This window comes from Bradyrhizobium sp. Pha-3 (genome assembly GCF_042258615.1).
In the GTDB taxonomy this organism is placed as follows: Bacteria; Pseudomonadota; Alphaproteobacteria; order Rhizobiales; family Xanthobacteraceae; genus Bradyrhizobium.
The window spans coordinates 8,466,069-8,485,740 of record NZ_CP170152.1 but is presented as its reverse complement, the minus strand read 5'-3'; the positions used below and the strand labels follow the sequence as shown (position 1 = coordinate 8,485,740).

The 19,672-nt window shown below is 64.3% G+C and carries 16 protein-coding genes; 11 read left to right on the top strand and 5 right to left on the bottom strand.

The features are described 5' to 3' along the window. The first annotated feature begins 22 nt into the window (after positions 1–22). Positions 23–913, top strand: coding sequence for a sigma-70 family RNA polymerase sigma factor (locus tag ACE10Z_RS39690; RefSeq protein WP_375785535.1), 891 nt, complete (start codon positions 23–25; stop codon positions 911–913). A gap of 192 nt (positions 914–1,105) precedes the next feature. On the opposite strand, the gene ACE10Z_RS39685 is transcribed toward ACE10Z_RS39690, so the two are convergent. Beyond that, entirely contained in the window at positions 1,106–1,660 is a 555-nt protein-coding gene (locus ACE10Z_RS39685; protein WP_375785534.1) for a hypothetical protein, read from the bottom strand. A 394-nt stretch (positions 1,661–2,054) separates the two neighbouring features. Between ACE10Z_RS39685 and ACE10Z_RS39680 the strand changes: the two genes are divergently transcribed. From ACE10Z_RS39680 to ACE10Z_RS39660, 5 genes are all read left to right on the top strand, one after another. Continuing rightward, complete coding sequence (locus ACE10Z_RS39680; protein ID WP_050426229.1) at positions 2,055–3,227, top strand: ABC transporter substrate-binding protein; 1,173 nt, start codon at positions 2,055–2,057, stop codon at positions 3,225–3,227. A 255-nt stretch (positions 3,228–3,482) separates the two neighbouring features. Beyond that, on the top strand, positions 3,483–4,400 hold the full coding sequence (locus ACE10Z_RS39675; protein WP_375785533.1) for a branched-chain amino acid ABC transporter permease: 918 nt from the start codon (positions 3,483–3,485) through the stop codon (positions 4,398–4,400). After that, complete coding sequence (locus tag ACE10Z_RS39670) at positions 4,397–5,344, top strand: branched-chain amino acid ABC transporter permease (RefSeq protein WP_229168595.1); 948 nt, start codon at positions 4,397–4,399, stop codon at positions 5,342–5,344. Before ACE10Z_RS39675 ends, ACE10Z_RS39670 begins: the two co-directional genes overlap by 4 nt. Positions 5,345–5,348: 4 nt before the next feature. Then, entirely contained in the window at positions 5,349–6,116 is a 768-nt protein-coding gene (locus ACE10Z_RS39665; RefSeq protein WP_375790037.1) for an ABC transporter ATP-binding protein, read from the top strand. Then, positions 6,109–6,837 (top strand): ABC transporter ATP-binding protein, encoded by a 729-nt coding sequence (locus tag ACE10Z_RS39660; RefSeq protein ID WP_375785532.1) that lies wholly within the window; start codon positions 6,109–6,111, stop codon positions 6,835–6,837. Before ACE10Z_RS39665 ends, ACE10Z_RS39660 begins: the two co-directional genes overlap by 8 nt. A gap of 1,271 nt (positions 6,838–8,108) precedes the next feature. On the opposite strand, the gene ACE10Z_RS39655 is transcribed toward ACE10Z_RS39660, so the two are convergent. Both ACE10Z_RS39655 and ACE10Z_RS39650 read right to left on the bottom strand, forming a co-directional pair. Continuing rightward, on the bottom strand, positions 8,109–9,545 hold the full coding sequence (locus tag ACE10Z_RS39655) for a glutamine synthetase family protein (protein WP_375785531.1): 1,437 nt from the start codon (positions 9,543–9,545) through the stop codon (positions 8,109–8,111). 241 nt (positions 9,546–9,786) lie between these two features. Continuing rightward, a complete protein-coding gene (locus ACE10Z_RS39650; RefSeq protein WP_375785530.1) occupies positions 9,787–11,145 on the bottom strand; it encodes a Rieske 2Fe-2S domain-containing protein in 1,359 nt (452 codons plus the stop codon). A 111-nt stretch (positions 11,146–11,256) separates the two neighbouring features. Here ACE10Z_RS39650 and ACE10Z_RS39645 point away from each other — a divergent pair, with 111 nt between their 5' ends. Then, positions 11,257–12,042, top strand: coding sequence for an IclR family transcriptional regulator C-terminal domain-containing protein (locus ACE10Z_RS39645; protein ID WP_375785529.1), 786 nt, complete (start codon positions 11,257–11,259; stop codon positions 12,040–12,042). Here the strand turns inward: ACE10Z_RS39645 and ACE10Z_RS39640 are convergent. Both ACE10Z_RS39640 and ACE10Z_RS39635 read right to left on the bottom strand, forming a co-directional pair. Continuing rightward, positions 12,023–12,565, bottom strand: a complete 543-nt coding sequence (locus ACE10Z_RS39640; protein ID WP_375785528.1) for a hypothetical protein — start codon at positions 12,563–12,565, stop codon at positions 12,023–12,025. The two genes, ACE10Z_RS39645 and ACE10Z_RS39640, sit on opposite strands and share 20 nt — an antisense overlap. A gap of 65 nt (positions 12,566–12,630) precedes the next feature. Further along, positions 12,631–13,539: a helix-turn-helix transcriptional regulator gene (locus ACE10Z_RS39635; protein WP_375785527.1), complete on the bottom strand. Its 909-nt coding sequence runs from the start codon at positions 13,537–13,539 to the stop codon at positions 12,631–12,633. Positions 13,540–13,714: 175 nt separating this feature from the next. Here ACE10Z_RS39635 and ACE10Z_RS39630 point away from each other — a divergent pair, with 175 nt between their 5' ends. From ACE10Z_RS39630 to boxB, 4 genes are all read left to right on the top strand, one after another. Beyond that, the gene (locus tag ACE10Z_RS39630) at positions 13,715–15,262 is read left to right on the top strand and encodes a benzoate-CoA ligase family protein (RefSeq protein ID WP_375785526.1); all 1,548 of its coding nucleotides are present in this window, start codon (positions 13,715–13,717) and stop codon (positions 15,260–15,262) included. A 151-nt stretch (positions 15,263–15,413) separates the two neighbouring features. Further along, positions 15,414–16,223, top strand: coding sequence for an alpha/beta fold hydrolase (locus ACE10Z_RS39625; RefSeq protein WP_375785525.1), 810 nt, complete (start codon positions 15,414–15,416; stop codon positions 16,221–16,223). 165 nt (positions 16,224–16,388) lie between these two features. After that, entirely contained in the window at positions 16,389–18,077 is a 1,689-nt protein-coding gene (gene boxC / locus ACE10Z_RS39620) for a 2,3-epoxybenzoyl-CoA dihydrolase (protein ID WP_375785524.1), read from the top strand. A gap of 136 nt (positions 18,078–18,213) precedes the next feature. After that, on the top strand, positions 18,214–19,650 hold the full coding sequence (gene boxB / locus ACE10Z_RS39615) for a benzoyl-CoA 2,3-epoxidase subunit BoxB (protein ID WP_375790036.1): 1,437 nt from the start codon (positions 18,214–18,216) through the stop codon (positions 19,648–19,650). Positions 19,651–19,672: the final 22 nt, after the last annotated feature.

Genomic DNA, 19,672 nt, shown 5'->3' with positions numbered 1-19,672 from the left:
GAAGGGATCTGGCGGAGCCATCATGACGTCACCACCCCAGGCGCCGGCCGAAGTCGATGCGCTGCTGGCAGCGATGCGGCCAAGGCTGCATCGCTACTGCGCCCGCATGGTCGGATCGGTCATCGACGGCGAGGATGTGCTGCAGGACGCGCTGATCAAGGCGATGGAAGCCTTCGCGTCCGCAGCCCCGATCCAGCATCCGGAAGCCTGGTTGTTCCGGATCGCGCACAACACTGCGCTCGATTTCCTCAGGCGGCGCAACCGACAGGACGCGCTGCACGCGCCGGAGGAGGTGGACATGATGGCCGGAGAGCTTGACGACGTCAGCCGCCGCGAGATCGCTGCAAGCAGCCTGCGCACCTTCATGCGGCTGCCGGTGGCGCAGCGCTCCAGCGTGATCCTGATGGACGTGCTCGGCTGCTCGTTGCAGGAGGTCTGCGGCATCATGGATTTCAGCCTGCCCGCGGTGAAGGCCGCGCTGTACCGCGGACGTACGCAACTGCGCGCGTTCGCCCGCGAGCCGGACGATGCGCCGCGGCCCGGCCTGTCGCCGGCCGATCGCAACAGGCTGAACGCCTATGTCGGCCGCTTCAATGCCCGCGACTTCGACGCCATCCGCGCCATGATCGCCGATGACATCAGGCTCGAGCTCGTCAACCGGACACGGCTGAACGGCAAGGCCGAGGTGTCACGCTACTTCGGCAATTATGCGAAGATCGACGACTGGCACCTGGTGACCGGGCAGGTCGAGGGACGTCCCGCGATCCTGGTGTTCGATCCGAACGCTCAGGATGGGCCGCCGCGATCGTTCATGCTGCTCGACTGGTCGGCCGACAAGGTTGCGACGATCAGGGATTTCCGCCACGCACCCTATGCGATCGACGGCGCCGAATGGGCGGTGGATCTAGGGTAGTGGTCGCGGCTGAGCCTGGGCTCCGCGACCGTGCCACACACTCGGTGTCGTCCCGGACAAGCGAAGCGCGATCCGGGACCCAACCACGAATAGCAATTCGTGTGCGATGCTGGGGCCACAGCCTGCTTGACAACTCAAGCCTGTGGTTATGGGTCCCTGCTTTCGCAGGGACGACAGCGGAGAGAAGGCACGCTACCGCGTCTTGCCGCCGAACTCGCCATTGGCAACGCGCGCGATGCGGTTGGCGGGTGTGGCCGGTGCACTGCTCCTGCTCCAGAAGCCATCCGATCCGCCGCCGGTATCGCGCGGTTGCGCCGGCGGTTCATCGTCGGCATAGCCGCTCGGCCAGAATAGGAGGGCGAGCGTCAGCCCGAGATTGACGAAGGCGCCGACGGCAGTTGCCTGATGCCTGGTGCCGATCGCCCATGCCGGAAACTTCTGGGCGATCAAGCCGTCGACGATCGTGAATGCAATCCAGCCCACGACCACCACGACCGGATCCCATCCGATGTCGCGGATGCGCATGCAGTGGAGCGTGAACGAGGCCACAATGAAGATGCCGGCGACTGCGAGCACGGGCCAGCCCAGTTGCTCCATTGTCAGCGGCGCGCCGTAACGGACCTGTTGATAGGCTTGGCTCGCAATCCCCATGCACATCACCGTCACCGCGATGCCAAGGGCAACCGAGGCGAGGAAATAATGCAGCCGGCCGATGCGGGCGTTTAAGCCGAACAGAAATCCTAACATGTGATGCGTCCCTTTGGCGGCAGCGTTGCGCGGCGATGCTTTCCGGACCATGAAGCCGGCTGCGCCTTGCTTGCCCGTGGTTTCCGGGTGCTTTACCGGATCGTTAAAGCCTGCTGCTGTGGGTGGGCGCGGTCGCTGGACGTGCGCAGGGCCCTGCGACAATCGTTGCCTACGCAACCGGCATTATATTTCTTGCCATGGTCGATTTGGACGAATTATGATGCACGGTGCTGGGGTATGCGCCGAAGGTTCTAATGTGGGCCGTCGGTTCGTGCTTGCTGCACACTTGCGATATCGCGCACAAAACACGTCACAGAACGACGCGCGGAAAGCGTGACCCCCGGGCCCTCGTGATCAAGCCTGGCGGGATCTTTGGTTGAGGAGGGGAGTGAATATGAAGAAGGCATTCTGGCTGGCAGGCGCCATGGCTCTGGCGCTCGCGCAGCCCGCGACGGCGGCTGACAGCGTCAAGATCGGCTTTGTCTCGACCTTCAGCGGTCCGACCGCCGTGATCGGCAATGACATGCGCAATTCGTTCGAGCTCGCGCTCGACCACCTTGGCCGCAAGATCGACGGCAAGCCGGTCGAGGTGATCTACGAGGACGACCAGCAGAAGCCTGATGTGGGCAAGCAGAAGACCGAGAAGCTGGTGCAGTCCGACAAGGTCGACTTCATCGTCGGCTACATCTGGTCGAACGTGCTGCTGGCGTCGTTGAAGACCGCGGTCGATTCGAAAACCTTCCTGATCTCGGCCAATGCCGGTCCGTCGCAGCTCGCCGGCGAATTGTGCTCGCCTTACGTGTTCTCGACCTCCTGGCAGAACGACCAGACGCCCGCCGCGATGGGCCTCTACATGAACCAGAAGGGCGTCAAGTCGGTGTTCCTGATCGGCCCGAACTATGCCGCCGGCAAGGACATGCTGGCGGGCGTGAAGAGCACCTTCAAGGGCGAGGTGGTCGGCGAGGAATACACGGTGTGGCCGAGCCAGCTCGACTTCTCCGCCGAATTGACCAAGGCGCGCAATTCCAAGGCCGAGTCGATCTTCGTGTTCTATCCCGGCGCCGCCGGCGTCCAGTTCCTGAACCAGTACGCCCAGGCTGGCATCAAGGCGCAGATCCCGCTCTATACCGCCTTCACCGTCGACGAATTGTCGCTGCCGCTGCAGAAGGACAACGCGATCGGCATTCCCGGCGCGCAGGAATGGGTCAACGACCTGCCGAACGCCGAGAACAAGAAGTTCGTCGAGGACTATCGCAAGAAGTATCCCGGCCTGCGCCCGACCTATTACGGCGCCCAGGCCTATGACGCCGCCCAGCTGATCAACAGCGCCGTCGTCGCGGTGAAGGGTGACCTCACCAAGAAGGACGCCATGAAGGCGGAGATGGAGAAGGCCAACTTCAAGTCGCTGCGCGGCCCGTTCAAGTATGGCAACAACCACATCCCGATCCAGAACTTCTACCTTCAGGACGTGGTCAAGGACGCCGACGGCCAGCTCTCGCTGAAGACGGTCGCGACCATCGTCAAGGACGACCAGGATAAGTTTCACGACAAGTGTTCGATGAAGTGAGCGGCCAATCTTGGCCTGCGGCTTGCTTTCGCCTTACCTCGCCCCGCTCTTGCGGGGAGAGGTCGGCGCGTAGCGCCGGGTGAGGGGCTTTTCCCGCGAGTTCGACTCGTGGAGGCAGCCCCTCACCCCAACCCTCTCAGGGCGAGCTTTGCTCGTCCCGGCCCCGCAAGAGCGGGGCGAGGGAGAACACGCAGCGAGTAATGCGGCGGTGGGCATGCACTGCCGCTGTTTTTTTAGGGATGATGTAGCATCACGATGTATCTCGTCGTCGAACAACTGCTGAACGGTCTGCAATTCGGCCTGCTGCTGTTCCTGCTGGCGGCCGGACTGACGCTGGTGTTCGGCATCATGGATTTCGTCAATCTGGCGCACGGCTCGCTCTACATGATGGGCGCCTATTTCGCGGCGACCTTCGTGGCCTGGACCGGCAGCTTCGTGCTCGGCGCGCTGCTGGCGCTGGGGGCGACGCTCCTGCTCGGTATCGTGCTGGAGTATGTCGCGCTCCGGCATCTCTACGGCCGCGACCATCTCGACCAGGTGCTGGCGACGTTCGGCCTGATCCTGTTCTTCAACGATGCCGTCCGGCTGATCTGGGGCCCGGCCGGCCTTGCGCTGCCGCTGCCGGCCTGGCTCACCGTGCCGGTGCAGATCGTTCCCGGGGTGTACTATCCCGCCTACCGGCTGATGATCATCGTGGTCGCGCTGGCGGTTGCCGCGATGCTCTATCTCGTCGTGATGCGTACCCGCGTCGGCATGCTGATCCGCGCCGGCGCCTCCAACCGCGAGATGATCGGGGCGCTCGGCATCAACATCAAGCTGCTGTTCACGCTGGTGTTCGGCCTGGGGGCGGCGCTCGCCGGTCTCGCCGGGCTGATGCAGGCGCCGATCCTCACCGTGCAGATCGGCATGGGCGAGAACATCCTGATCTTGGCTTTCGTCATCATCGTGATCGGCGGCATCGGCTCGATCCGCGGCGCCTTCATGGCCGCGATCTTCGTCGGCATCATCGACACGATGGGCCGCGCCTTCCTGCCGGACCTGCTGCGCAAGGTGCTGAGCGGGGCGGCGGCCTCGACCGCGGCACCGGCGCTGTCCTCGATGCTGATCTATCTCCTGATGGCGATCATCCTTGTGCTGCGGCCCGAAGGGCTGTTCCCGGCGGCCAAACGATGATGCCCAAGCTCAACGTCTCCAATGCCGTCGCAGCGCTGCTGTGCGCCGCCTTGGTCCTGCTGCCGGTCTATTCGGCTGTGACAGGCAACATCTTCATCCTCACGCTGTTCACCCGCATCGCGATCTATGCGCTGGCGGCTGCGAGCCTCAACCTGATCATGGGCTATGGCGGCATGATGAGCTTCGGCCATGCTGCCTATCTCGGCATCGGCGGCTATGCCGTCGGCATCCTTGCCGCCGAGGGCATCGGTTCCGGCTTCATCCAGTGGCCGGTGGCGCTCGCGGTCTCGGCGCTGTTTGCGCTGTTGATCGGCGCGCTCAGCCTACGCACCCGCGGCGTCTATTTCATCATGATCACGCTGGCCTTTGCGCAGATGGCCTATTACGTCGCCTCCGCTTTGTCGCGCTACGGTGGGGATGACGGGCTCACCGTCTACAAGCGCAGCGATTTCGCCGGCCTGATCAATCTGTCCGACCGCAACCAGTTCTACTACCTCTGCCTCGCCTGTCTGTTCGGCGGCCTCTATCTGATCTGGCGCATCGTCAATTCGCGCTTCGGCCTCGTGGTGCAGGGCGTCCGCTCCAACGAGCAGCGCATGCAGGCGATCGGCTTCCATGCCAACCGCTACCGCCTGGTCTGTTTCGTCATCGCCGGCACGATCTGCGGCCTCGCCGGTGCGCTGCTTGCCAACAACACCGACTTCGTCAGCCCCGCTGTGATGTACTGGACCCGCTCCGGCGACCTCATGGTGATGGTGATCCTCGGCGGCATGGGCTCGCTGTTCGGCCCTGTCGTCGGCGCGATCGTCTATCTCCTGCTCGAGGAACTGCTGTCGCAGTTCACCGAATATTCGGGACTGATCCTGGGTCCGGTGCTGCTGTTGATCGTGCTGTTCGCGCGCGGCGGCATCATGGGCCTGCTCGGGAGGATGAGCCGTGGTTGATCCCTTGCCAAATCCCTTGCTCCGCGTCGACAATCTGGTGCGCCGCTATGGCGGCATCACCGCGACCGACAACCTCTCGATGGAGGTGGTGCCGGGCGAACTGCATGCCATCATCGGCCCCAACGGCGCCGGCAAGACCACGCTGATCAGCCAGCTCACCGGGCAGGTGATGCCGAATTCCGGCACCATCCGTTTTGCCGGCCGCGACGTCACGAGCCTGCCGTCTTACAAGCGCTCTAGGCTTGGGCTCGCGCGCTCGTTTCAGATCACCTCGCTGCTGAAGGATTTTTCCGCGATCGACAATGTCGCGCTCGCCGCGCAAGCGCATGACGGCCACTCGTTCCGCTTCTGGGGCAATGCGCGCAAGGAGCGGCACCTGCGCGACACCGCCCGCGCAGCGCTGGAGCGCGTCGGCCTCGGCAAGCGCGCCGATATCGTGGTCTCGCAATTGAGCCATGGCGAGCAGCGCGAGCTCGAGCTCGCGGTCGCGCTCGCCACCAAGCCGCAGCTTCTGCTGCTCGACGAGCCGATGGCTGGCCTCGGCGTCACCGAATCCGCGCGGATGGTCGCTTTGCTGAAAGAGCTGCGCAAGGAAGTCACCATCGTGCTGGTCGAGCACGACATGGAAGCGGTGTTCGCGCTCGCCGATCGCATCACCGTCCTGGTCTATGGCCGCGTCATCGCCTGCGACGTGCCGGATGCGATTCGCAAGGACGAAGAGGTCAAACGCGCCTATCTCGGTGACCAGCATGCGGTGACGCGCCATGGCTGAAACAAAGACTGCTGATACGTTGCTCGAAGTCGATGGGATCGAGACCTGCTACGGGCTGAGCCAGGTGCTGTTCGGCCTGTCGCTCAAGATCAAGTCGGGCGAGATGGTCGCGCTGATGGGCCGCAACGGCATGGGCAAGACCACGACCATCCGCTCGATCATGGGACTGACGCCGGCGCGTGCTGGCGCCATCCGCTTCGCCGGCGAGGCGGTGCGCGGCCTGCCGTCGTACAAGATCGCCAAGCTCGGCATCGGCCTCGTGCCGGAAGGCCGCCAGATCTTTCCGAACCTGACGGTGCGTGAAAATCTCGTCGCGGCATCGGGCAATCGGCTCGGCGCCTCCGATCCCTGGACGATCGGCAAGATCCATGCGCTATTCCCGCGGCTTGCCGAACGCACCAGCAATATGGGCGTCACGCTGTCCGGCGGCGAGCAGCAGATGCTCGCGATCGGCCGCGCGCTGATGACCAACCCGAAGCTCCTGATCCTCGACGAGGCCACCGAAGGCCTGGCGCCTTTGATCCGCGATGAGATCTGGAGCTGCCTGTCGATGCTGAAGGGACGCGGGCAGTCGGTGCTGGTGATCGACAAGAACGTCGGCAACCTCACCCGCATCGCCGACCGTCACTACATCATCGAGCGCGGCAAGACGGTGTGGAGCGGGACGAGCGAGCAGCTCATTGCGGAGCCGGATCTGCAACACAAGTATCTGGGGATTTGAGACGGAGCAGGTGCACTCACTCCATCCCCGTCATCCTGAGGAGCGCGTCTTCGCGCGTCTCGAAGGATGCACGGCCCGGCTTGTGGCCGTCGACCCTTCGAGACGCGCTTCGCGCTCCTCAGGGTGACGGGTCAGGTGGTTGTGCCGCGGTGAGGTTCAAACATCTCGAAATACTCGCGCCGCTCCCAGTCCGACACCTCGGCCTGGAAGCGCTCGATCTCCGCGTTCTTGATGAAACTGTAATAGTCGGCGAACGCCGGCCCCAGCGTCTGGCGGAAGAACGGGTCGTCTCGACCAATGCCGGTCCCGTCATCCTGAGGAGCGCGTCTTCGCGCGTCTCGAAGGATGCACGGCCCGGCTGGTGGCCGTCGACCCTTCGAGACGCGCTTCGCGCTCCTCAGGGTGACGGGCCAGGTGGTTGTGCCGCGTCGCGTTCAAAATATCTCGAAATACTCGCGCTGCCCCCAGTCCGACACCTCGGCCTGGAAGCGCTCGATCTCCGCGTTCTTGATGAAACTGTAATAGTCGGCGAACGCCGGCCCCAGCGTCTGGCGGAAGAACGGGTCGTCTCGACCAATGCCGGTCCCGTCATCCTGAGGAGCGCGTCTTCGCGCGTCTCGAAGGATGCACGGCCCGGCTTGTGGCCGTCGACCCTTCGAGACGCGCTTCGCGCTCCTCAGGGTGACGGGTCAGGTGGTTGTGCCGCGGTGAGGTTAAAACATCTCGAAATACTCGCGCGGCTCCCAGTCCGACACCTCGGCCTGGAAGCGTTCGATCTCCGCGTTCTTGATGAAACTGTAATAGTCGGCGAACGCCGGCCCCAGCGTCTGGCGGAAGAACGGGTCGTCTCGACCAATGCCGGTCCCGTCATCCTGAGGAGCGCGTCTTCGCGCGTCTCGAAGGATGCACGGCCCGGCTTGTGGCCGTCGACCCTTCGAGACGCGCTTCGCGCTCCTCAGGGTGACGGGTCAGGTGGTTGTGCCGCGGTGAGGTTAAAACATCTCGAAATACTCGCGCTGCTCCCAGTCCGACACCTCGGCCTGGAAGCGCTCGATCTCCGCGTTCTTGATGAAACTGTAATAGTCGGCGAACGCCGGCCCCAGCGTCTGGCGGAAGAACGGGTCGTCTCGACCAATGCCGGTCCCGTCATCCTGAGGAGCGCGTCTTCGCGCGTCTCGAAGGATGCACGGCCCGGCTTGTGGCCGCCGACCCTTCGAGACGCGCTTCGCGCTCCTCAGGGTGACGGGCCAGGTGGTTGTGCCGCGTCGCGTTCAAAACATCTCGAAATATTCGCGCTGCTCCCAGTCCGAGACCTCGGCCTGGAAGCGCTCGATCTCCGCGTTTTTGATGAAGACGTAATAGTCGACGAACTCGGGCCCGAGCGCCTGGCGGAAGAACGGATCGTCTTGAAGCGCGAACACGGCTTCGCGCAGCGATTTCGGCAAGAGCGCGGCCTTGGTCTCATAGGGCGTGTCGGCGGACGGGCCGGGATTGAGCTTGCGATCGACGCCGTCGAGGCCGGAGAGAATTTGCGAAGCCATGTAGAGATAGGGATTCGCCGCCGGCTCGCCGATCCGGTTCTCCAGCCGCGTTGCCGGATCATTCGGGCCGCCGAGCACGCGGATCATGACGCCGCGGTTGTCGCGACCCCAGATCGCGCGGTCCGGCGCCAGCGAATAGGAGCGGTAGCGCTTGTAGCCGTTGATGGTCGGCGTCGTGAACACGGTCGAGGCGCGGGCGTGCTCGATCAGGCCGGCCAGCCAGGCGCGGCCGAGCGGGCTCAGCGGCTCGCCGGTCTCCTTGGCCATGAAGACGTTCTCGCCGCCCGCGCGTGACACCAGCGACTGGTGCAGGTGCCAGCCGGAGGCGAACGCGTTCGGCAGCTTCGGCCGGCACATGAAGGTCGCGTGATAGCCGTGGCGGCGCGCGATCTGCTTCACCGCGGAGCGGAACAGCACCATGATGTCGGCGGGCGCAAGCCCCACGGTCGGCGCGAAAGTGAACTCGCACTGGCTCGGGCCGAACTCGACCTCGACCGTGCGCAAGGGCAGGTCGAGCGCGATGATGTCGCGGCGGATGATCTCGAGCGCCGGCTCCATCTGATCGTAGCGCTGCTCGGTGAGATACTGATAGCCGTGCGACAGCAGGCTGACCGACGGTGGCCGTCCGGGCTGCCCCGCGTCCTCCGGCGCCATGTGGGCGTCGTCGAGCTTGAACAGATGGAATTCGACCTCGAGGCCGGCGACGAAATCGTAGCCGCGGCTTCCGAGCTGATCGAGCACCTTGCGATAGAGGTTGCGGGTTGCGAACGGCACCGGCCGTCCGTCGCTGAAATAGAGGTCGCAGAGCAGCCAGCCGGTGTTCGAAGCCCAAGGCAGCACGCGGAACGTGGTGGGATCGGCGACCATCAGCACGTCGGCCGCGCCCTCCATCTCCTTCATGCCGAAGCCGCCGCCTGATGTGAACACCGGAAACACCGTCTTGTGCGAGGTGTCCTTGGCGAGCATCGTCGTGGTGATGGAACAGCCGCCTTCCAGCGAGCGCACCGCTTCGCTTGCGATCAAGGTCTTGCCGCGCAGGATGCCGTGCTGGTCGGGGAACGAGAGGCGGATGACTTCGAGGTTCTTCTCCTCGACGATGCGGCGGAGGCGTTGTGCGGCCTCCTTCTGCTCATCCGACCACAGGCCGTGACGCTCGACGAAGCTCACCGCGTCACTCCTTCTTCTCCCTCGCCCCGCTCTTGCGGGGAGAGGGTTGGGGTGAGGGGCTCCATCCGCGAGTGAGATGTATCGATAGACCTGTACCCCCTCACCCGGATCGCATCTTGCGATGCGACATAGCCGAAGCTCTGCTTCGGCGTTCTTGAGGACGGCCGCCATAGGCGGCCTATGCCTCTCCCCGCAAGCGGGGCGAGGTGAAGGATGCTGTGCTGCGCGACCGAGGCCATTGTCACTCCGCCGCCGTCAGGTGATGCACCTTGCCGGCGATCTCGCGCGGCACGGGAGCCGCCCACGGCGCGCCGCGGCGGCGCTTGACGTCGACCTCCATCCAGTAGAGCTCCCAGCCCAGCGTCGGTCCGATGCCGTCCATCGTGGCGGGGCCCTGGATGCTGCGCGCCGAGGCTTCGTCGAGGAACAGCATCGGTTTTTCGCCGCCGGAAACCTTTTCGATCTCCTGCCGCAGCAGGCGGCGGTACTGCACGATCGCCTTGTCGCTCTGGCCGAGATGCTCGTTGGTGCGATCCTGGATCGGCCCCATCGATTCCACCGCCCACTGGTCGTGGACGTTGATGTCGGTGCCCATGCCGGTATAGGTCGCGGTGGCCTGCTCGTGCGGATCGAAACCGTAATCGTTGCTGCGGTTCTTGCGCGATTTGTAGTCGGGCAGCGTATAGAGCTCGAGCCGCTGCTCGCGCATCTTCTGCTTGTCGACCGGCGCCGCGTAGCTGGTGAAGATCGCGTACCAGTAGCAGTTCTCGTCATCGACCGGCACGTGCCATTGCGTGATCGTCATCTCGGTCGACATCGGGATGACGAAGCCGTGCGGGAACAGCTGGTTGGTGACGCGCACATGGGTGCGCTCCTCGTCGAGCTCGCGCAGTGCGATCAGGCGCAGGCCGTATTCGGTGTGCTCGACATTGATGATCGGGCGGTCATATTCGCGCAGGATCTTGGTCATCGGCATGTCGCTGCCGGCGGACGCGCCGCGGAATTGCTTGCCGTATGCGGCCGAGGTGTCCTCGTCCTCGAAGAAGCGATGCAGGAAGGAGGCGTGTGCCGGGTCGATGCCGACCTCGAGCGCCTGCAGCCAGTTGCAGTTCATGTGGCCCTTGAACGCGAAGGTGTGGCTTCCGGGTGCGACGAAGCAGTCGAGCTCCGGGAATGCCGGCGGGGCGCCTTCGCCGAGATAAGTCCACAGGATGCCGCTCTTCTCGACCACCGGATACGAGCGCTGCTTGATGCCCTTGCAGAGCTGCGAGTTGGCAGGCTCGGCCGGCGTCTCGATGCACTGGCCACTGGTGTCGAACAGCCAGCCGTGGAAGGCACAGCGCAGCCCGCCATTCTCGAGCCGGCCGAAGGCAAGGTCGGCGCCGCGATGCGCGCAGTGGCGATCGATCAGGCCGTAGCTGCCGTCCTCGCCGCGGAACAGCACCAGGTTTTCACCGAGCAGCCGCACCGGCCGAACCGGGCGCGGCCCTTCCAGTTCATCGACCAGCGCCGCCGGCTGCCAGTACATCCGCATCAGCTTTCCGCAGGGGTCTTTGCGCCCGGTGCGGGTGATCAGATCGTTCGCTTCCCGGCTCATCATGGCGGCGTCTCCTGAATTTGGATTTGTTCGCCTATTGAACGAATGTGCGAATTATGCCATGTCTGTTTTGGACAGCAAGCGCAATTTTTGAACCGTTCAAAGCCGCAACCCATGCCCAAGCTGAAGCGGACCGACCAGGACGCGCGCGCCACCGACTTCGTCGAGGCCCTCGATCGCGGCCTGCGCCTGTTGCAGGTGTTCGGCACCGTCTCGGGGCCGGCAACCTTGAGCGACCTCGCCCGCGCCGCCGATCTGCCGCGCGCCACCGCGCGCCGCATCCTGTTCACGCTCGCGCATGGCGGCTTCGTCGCAACCGACGGCAAGCTGTTCACGCTGACGCCGCATGTGCTGACGCTGGCGGGCTCGTTCCTGCAATCCAACCAGGTGGTGACGGTGTTGCAACCGGTGCTCGACCGCATCGCGACCGCAGCGCAGGAGATCGCCTCGCTCGCGCTGCTCGACGGCGACGACGTCGTGTTCGTCGCGCGCTCGAGTCCGACGCGGGTGTTCTCCGCAGGTCTCGATATCGGCTACCGGCTGCCGGCGTTCTGTACGTCAGTGGGTCGCGCCATGCTCGGCCGGCTCGGCGATGCCGAGCTTGCGACACGCCTCAAGGCGATGCGCCGCGATCCGGTGACGCCGCAGACCACGACCGATCCGAAGAAACTGCTCGCCACCATCATTGCCGATCGCGCGCAGGGCTACTCGCTGGTCGACCGCGAGGCCGAGCCGCATTTCCGTTCCATCTCGGTGCCGGTGCGCCGCTACGACGGCACCATCGTCGCCGCCATCAACATGGGCGCGCATGTCGATCGCGTGCCGGCCAAGGAATTGATCGATCGTTTCCTGCCGTTGCTGCGGGAGGCGGCAACCTCAGTCAAATCGATGCTGCTGTGAGGGCGAAATGGCTGATGATGCTCTGGGCGGTGACTTCGGCCGGGGCCTTCCCCGTGTCGAGCTTGAGGCAATCGGGTCGCGGTACGGCCGCGAAGTCGTAGCTGTCGAGAAATTTGCTCAGGCTTTCACCTGACGTCATCTTTCGCCGCTCAATCCGATCGGGATTGCCGACCCTGCGTAGCGCTTCTTCCCTTGAGCAATGCAGGAATATTGGGAGCAACTCGCCGCCTCGACGTCGTACGATCTCCTCGAACTTGAGGAATTGCTCACGATCTTCGGGCTCGGCATAACAAAAGGTTGTCACCAGGAGCGGGACGCCGTGCTCAGCCGCAGCGTCGATGGCCGAATACCTGATGTGGTGGACAAGCTCCCAGAATCCGGGCGCATCGAAGTCGAAAATCGTCCGTGCGAAATCGATCGCCGCGTGATTGTCCATCAGCCGTCCCGGCACCATCCCGAGCAGCGCTTTGGCGATCGTGAGTTTACCCGTGGCGGGCGAACCATGGAGGAATAGCAACTTCATGCGCGATTATTCGCTGAAAGGTGCTTGCGAAGCAATCGATACGGCGAGCCGTCGCTCTAGCGCGCTTACAGCGCCACGCTGCGCAGGCCGAACGAGCGCGCCTCGTTCTGCAGTACTGGCCGCACGGAATCGATCAGCCGCGCGGCGGCGGCGTCGACTGAAAGTCCAGCGGTGTCGACCACCGCCGATGCGCGCGCATAGAGCGGTTCGCGGCTGACCAGGATGTTGCGCAATTCGGCCATCGCGGAGCGATCGTCGGCCATCGGGCGCAGGTCGCCCTGGCGGCGGACGCGGGCCATGTGCTCTTCCGGCTCGGCCTTCAGCCAGATCGTGTAGAACGACGACAGGATCAGGTCGAAGGTCAGCGCCTCGGAGACGATGCCGCCGCCGGTCGCCAGCACCATCAATTCCTTGCGCGCGAGCAGTTGCGTCAGCGCGGCCTGCTCCATGCGGCGGAAGCCTTCCTGGCCGTACAGCGCGATGATCTCGGCAACCGACAGGCCGTTCTGCGCCTCGATCTCCTTGTTGAGCTCGACGAAGCTCCAGCCGATCTTCTTCGCCAGCATCCGCCCGAGCGTGGTCTTGCCGGCGCCGCGCAGGCCGATCAGCGCGATGCCTGAGAACGAGGCGCCGCGCGGCGCCAGCGGGCTGCTGCCGGCGAGCATGTCCTTGGCCTGCGCGATCTGGTTCGGCGAAGCCTTGCGCAGGAGATCGCGGATCACGGCCCAGTCCGGAACCGGCTCGCTCGAGGGGATCAGGTCCTCGAGATGCGCGCCCATCGCGCCTGCGACACGGCGCAGCAGCACGATCGAGACATTGCCTTTGCCGCTTTCGAGCTGGGCGATGTAGCGTTCGGAAATGCCGGAGACCTTGGCGAGCACCTTGCGCGACATGCCGGCCAGGCCGCGTGTCGTGCGCACACGCTGGCCGAGCTGCTCGAGGAAGTCGGTTTCCGGATCGTTGGCTGAGGTCATGATCCCTGTGCGACGCGCGGGTGCTGTTCCGACTGGAATCAGACCCAATGGTCTAGGAAACATAATGCCGACGAGGATTGACAGCAAGCCAATGTGGTGGCTTTGTATGAATTATAATTCTTAAGTCTTGACGGGAGAGGGCAGGCGCGCCGCGCCTGGACCTGAGGAGCGGGCCATGACGACCAACGCGGTGCCTTATAATGCCGTGACCTGGCTGCTCGACCGCAATGTCGACGAGGGCCGCGGCCACAAGGTCGTGTTCGACGATACGGTCTCGCAAATCACCTATGGCCAGTTGCAGCAGCAGACCCGCCGCGTCGGCAACATGCTGCACCGGCTCGGCGTCCGCCGCGAAGAGCGGGTCGCCTTGATCATGCTGGATACGGTCGATTTCCCGATCGTGTTCCTCGGCGCGATCCGCGCCGGCGTGGTGCCGGTGCCGCTCAACACGCTGCTGACATCAGAGCAATACGCCTACATCCTCAGTGATTGCCGCGCCCGCGTGCTGTTTGTCTCCGAGGCGCTGCTGCCTGTGGTGAAGGACATCATCGCCCGCATGCCCGACCTCGAGCATGTCGTGGTGTCCGGCAAGGATGCGCACGGCCACAAGAAGTTGTCGGACGAGATCGCGCGCGAGGGCGACGTGTTCGCGACCGTGCCGACGCATGCCGACGAGCCGGCGTTCTGGCTCTATTCGTCGGGCTCGACCGGCATGCCGAAGGGTGTGCGCCATCTGCATTCCAATCTCGCGGCGACGGCGGAGACCTATGCGAAACAGGTGCTCGGCATCCGCGAGGACGATGTCGGCCTGTCGGCGGCAAAGCTGTTCTTCGCCTATGGGCTCGGCAATGCGCTGACCTTCCCGATGTCGGTCGGCGCGACGACGATCCTGAATTCGGAACGTCCGACGCCGGCGGTGATGTTCGCGCTGATGAACAAATATCATCCCAGCATCTTCTTCGGCGTGCCGACCCTGTTCGCGGCGATGCTGAACGACGAGGCGACGAAGACGCAGTCCGGCGGCGATCGCCTGCGCGTCTGCACCTCGGCCGGCGAGGCGTTGCCGGAATCGGTCGGCAATGCCTGGCGCGCGCGGTTCGGCGTCGACATCCTCGACGGCGTCGGCTCGACCGAACTGCTGCACATCTTCCTGTCGAATGCGCCCGGCGACATCAAATACGGCTCCTCGGGGCGTCCGGTGCCCGGCTACAAGGTGCGGCTGGTCAACGAACTCGGGGCCGATGTCGCTGACGGTGAGGTCGGCGAGCTTCTGGTCGATGCACCCTCGGCCGGCGAGAGCTACTGGAACCAGCGCGCCAAGAGCCGCGCCACCTTCGAGGGTGCCTGGACCCGCACCGGCGACAAATACACGCGCGATGCCGACGGCCGCTACACCTTCTGCGGCCGCGCCGACGACATGTTCAAGGTCTCCGGCATCTGGGTCTCGCCGTTCGAGGTCGAGAGCGCACTGATCACCCATCCCGCGGTGCTGGAAGCCGCCGTCGTGCCGGAGGCCGATCCGGAAGGCTTGCTCAAGCCGAAGGCCTATGTGGTGCTGCGGCCCGAGAGTTCGGCGGCCGGCCTGCACGAGGCGCTGAAGGAGCACGTCAAGCAGAAGATCGGCCCGTGGAAATATCCGCGCTGGATCGATGTGGTCGACAATCTGCCGAAGACCGCGACCGGCAAGATCCAGCGGTTCAAGTTGCGGGAACACGAGCACTAGCTCCCCACGTCGTCCCGGCCTAGCGCGCAATTGCGCACGAGGGCCGGGACCCGTAACCACAGGCTTGCGCCGTTACGCAAAGCCGTCGAACAGCATCTCTCAAAACAACGGCCGCGGCGTATGGGTCCCGGCCTTCGCCGGGACGACAGACATGATGACCCTTTCCCCATCCGGCTTCCTCACCATCGACGGCGCCGATCTCGAATACCGGATGATCGGTCCGTCACCCGAGACGGCGCCGACCCTCGTGATGCTGCATGAAGGCCTCGGCAGCGTCGGGCTGTGGGGCGACTTCCCGGAGAAGCTGCAGGCTGCGACCGGCGCCGGCGTGTTCGCCTATTCGCGCGCGGGTTATGGCTCCTCGTCGCCAGCGAAGCTGCCGCGTCCGGTCGACTACATGCATCGCGAGGCGCTGGACGTGCTGCCGAAGGTTCTGGATCAGATCGGCTTTAAACGCGGCCTGCTGGTCGGCCACTCCGACGGCGCGTCGATCGCGGCGATCTATGCCGGCGCGCATCAGGATCATCGCCTGCAAGGCCTTGCGCTGCTCGCGCCGCACTTCGTCGTCGAGGACATCTCGGTGAAGTCGATCGCCGAGATCAAGACGGCGTATGAGACCACCAATCTGAAGGAGAAGCTGGCGCGCTGGCACAAGGATGTCGACAACGCCTTCCATGGCTGGAATGACGCCTGGCTCGATCCGGCATTCCGCGACTGGGATATCTCCGAATATCTCGCCTATATCCGCGTGCCGGTGCTGATCGTGCAGGGTGAAGCCGACCAATACGGCACCATGCGTCAGGTCGAGATCGCCCAGGACGAGTGCTACTGCCCGGTCGATGTCGCTGATATCGCGGGCGCCGGCCACTCGCCGCATCGCGAGGCGCCCGCGGTCACGCTGGAAGCGGTCACCGAATTCGCCAGCGCAGCCCTCCGCGACGACCCGGCGCTGGCGGCCTGACTTTTGGTGCCGGTGCCAGGCCATTGGCCCAGCGAGTGAATTTTCCGAACATGAAACAAAATGCATGTTTTTGCGGTTTGAACTAGACGAAACCAGAAACATGCATTATTGTGCATGAGACCTCGACGAATGAACCTTCAAACGAACAACAGATAAGGGTGGCCCATGGCTGGTGACGATCGCGTCCTTGCAGGCGGGGCGAAGTACATCGACTTCCAGACCAACCCGTCGCGCTACCGGCACTGGAAGCTCGACGTCGCCGGCGACGTCGCGACGCTGACCATGGACGTCGACGAGAACGCCGGCCTGTTCGAGGGCTATCAGCTCAAGCTGAACTCCTACGATCTCGGCGTCGACATCGAGCTTGCGGACGCCGTGCAGCGGCTGCGCTTCGAACATCCCGAGGTGAAGGTCGTGGTGATGCGCTCGGGCAAGAACCGTGTGTTCTGCGCTGGCGCCAACATCCGCATGCTGGCGGGCTCGACGCACGCCCACAAGGTCAACTTCTGCAAGTTCACCAACGAGACCCGCAACGGCCTGGAGGATTCCAGCGAGAATTCCGGCCAGAGCTTCATCACCGTCGTCAACGGCACCGCCGCCGGCGGCGGCTATGAGCTGGCGCTCGCGACCGACCACATCATGATGGCCGATGACGGTGCCGCGGCCGTCGCGCTGCCGGAAGTGCCGCTGCTCGCGGTGCTGCCGGGCACCGGTGGCCTCACGCGTGTGGTCGACAAGCGCAAGGTGCGCCGCGACCACGCCGATTTCTTCTGCACCATCGAGGAAGGCATCAAGGGCAAGCGCGCGGTGCAGTGGCGGCTGGTCGACGAGATCGCGCCGAACTCCAAGCTCGAGGGCAAGCTCGCCGAGCGCGTCAAGGAATTCGCCGCCAGGTCGAAGCGCAACGGCACCGGCAAAGGCATCGCGCTCGCGCCGCTGACGCGCACCATCGACGACAGCGCCATCCGCTACGGCTTCGTCAGCGTCGACATCGATCGCGCCGCGCGCATCGCCACCATCTCGATCAAGGCGCCGGAAGCCACAGCGCCTGCCGACATCGACGGCATGATCGGACAGGGCGCTTCGTTCTGGCCGCTGCAGGTCGCCCGCGAGCTCGACGATGCGATCCTGCATCTGCGCATCAACGAGCTCGAGATCGCGATGCTGGTGTTCAAGAGCCACGGCGACCGCGCCAATGTCGTGTCCTATGACGCGTTCATGGAGGCCAACAAGGCGCACTGGCTGGTCAACGAGGTCAGGCACTACTGGAAGCGCGTGCTCAAGCGCATCGACGTTACCTCGCGCACCCTCGTGACGCTGGTCGAGCCGGGCTCCTGCTTCGTCGGCACCCTCGCTGAGCTCGTGTTCGCCGCCGACCGCTCCTACATGCTGATCGGCCAGAAGCAGGGCGATAACCGTCCGCCGCCGGCGATCGAGCTGACGGCGATGAATTTCGGGCCCTATCCGATGAGCCACGGCCTGACCCGGCTGCAATCCCGCTTCCAGGCCGACCCAATGGATCTGGAGCGCGCGCGAGGCTCGATCGGCAAGGCGCTCGATGCGGAGGAGGCCGAGGAGCTCGGCCTCGTCACCTTCGCGCTCGACGACATCGACTGGGACGACGAGGTCCGCGTGTTCTTCGAGGAGCGCACCTCGTTCTCGCCCGACGGTCTCACCGGCATGGAGGCCAATCTGCGCTTCGTCGGTCCCGAGACCATGGAATCGAAGATCTTCTCGCGCCTGACGGCGTGGCAGAACTGGATATTCCAGCGGCCGAACGCGGTCGGTGAGGACGGCGCGCTGCGCCGCTACGGCACCGGCCAGAAGGCGCAATTCGACATGACGCGCGTGTAGGAAATTTGCTGTGTCATGCCCGGCCTTGTGCCGGGCATCCACGTCTTCCTTCCTTTACCGAAGCAAGACGTGGATGGCCGGGACAAGCCCGGCCATGACGAAAGAAATCTGCCCCAAGGAGGCTGCCATGAACATCATGAACGTCGATTACTCGACCAAGATTCCGAACAATGTGAATCTCGCCGAAGACCGCCAGGTGCTGAAAGCCCTCGAAGGCTGGCACCCCGGTTACATGGACTGGTGGAAAGACATGGGTCCGGACGGCTTCCAGGAGTCGCTGGTCTATCTGCGCACCGCCTATTCGGTCGATCCGCGCGGCTGGGCCAAGTTCGACTACGTTCGGATGCCCGAATATCGCTGGGGCATTTTGCTTGCGCCGCAGGAAGAGAACCGCGTCATTCCGTTCGGCGAGGATTACGGCAAGCCGGCCTGGCAGGAAGTCCCCGGCGAGCATCGCGCGATGCTGCGCCGCCTGATCGTGATCCAGGGCGACACCGAGCCGGCCTCGGTCGAGCAGCAGCGCCATCTCGGCAAGACCGCGCCCTCTCTGTACGACATGCGCAATCTGTTCCAGGTCAATGTCGAGGAAGGCCGCCATCTCTGGGCGATGGTCTATTTGCTGCAGAAGTATTTCGGCCGCGACGGCCGCGAGGAAGCCGACGATTTGTTGCGCCGACGTTCGGGCGATGCGGATTCGCCGCGCATGTTGGGGGCCTTCAACGAGGCGACGCCGGACTGGCTGTCGTTCTTCATGTTCACCTACTTCACCGACCGCGACGGCAAGATGCAACTACACTCGCTGGCGCAGTCGGGCTTCGATCCGCTGTCGCGCACCTGCCGCTTCATGCTGACCGAGGAAGCCCACCACATGTTCGTCGGCGAGACCGGCATCACCCGCGTCGTGCAGCGCACCTGCGATGCGATGAACGAAGCCGGCATCACCGATCCGAACGACATTGCCAGGATCCGCGCGCTCGGCGTGATCGATCTTCCGACCATCCAGAAGAAGCTGAACCTGCACTATTCGCTGTCGCTCGACCTGTTCGGCTCCGAAGTGTCGACCAATGCGGCGAACGCCTTCAACGCCGGCATCAAGGGCCGCTACAAGGAAACCACGATCGAGGACGATCACCAGCTCAAGAGCTCGACCTATCCGGTCATGAAGATGGTGGACGGCCAGATCAAGATGGTCGACGAGCCGGCGCTGACCGCGCTCAACATGCGGCTGCGCGACGACTACACGCAGGATTGCGTCAAGGGCATGCTGCGCTGGAACAAGGTGATCTCCACCGCAGGCATCGACTACAAGCTCACGGTGCCGAACACCGCCTTCCACCGCCAGATCGGCGAGTTCAAGGACATCCATGCGACGCCCGATGGCCTCTTGATCGACGACGCCACCTGGGCCAAGCGCAAGAACGACTGGCTGCCGTCGACTGCGGACGGCGACTTCATCGCCTCGCTGATGAAGCCGGTGACCGAACCCGGCGAGTTCGCCTCCTGGATCTCGGCGCCCAAGGTCGGCATCGACAACAAGCCCGGCGACTTCGAATATGTGAGAATCGAGAGCTGATCATCAGCTGGCAGTTCCTCTC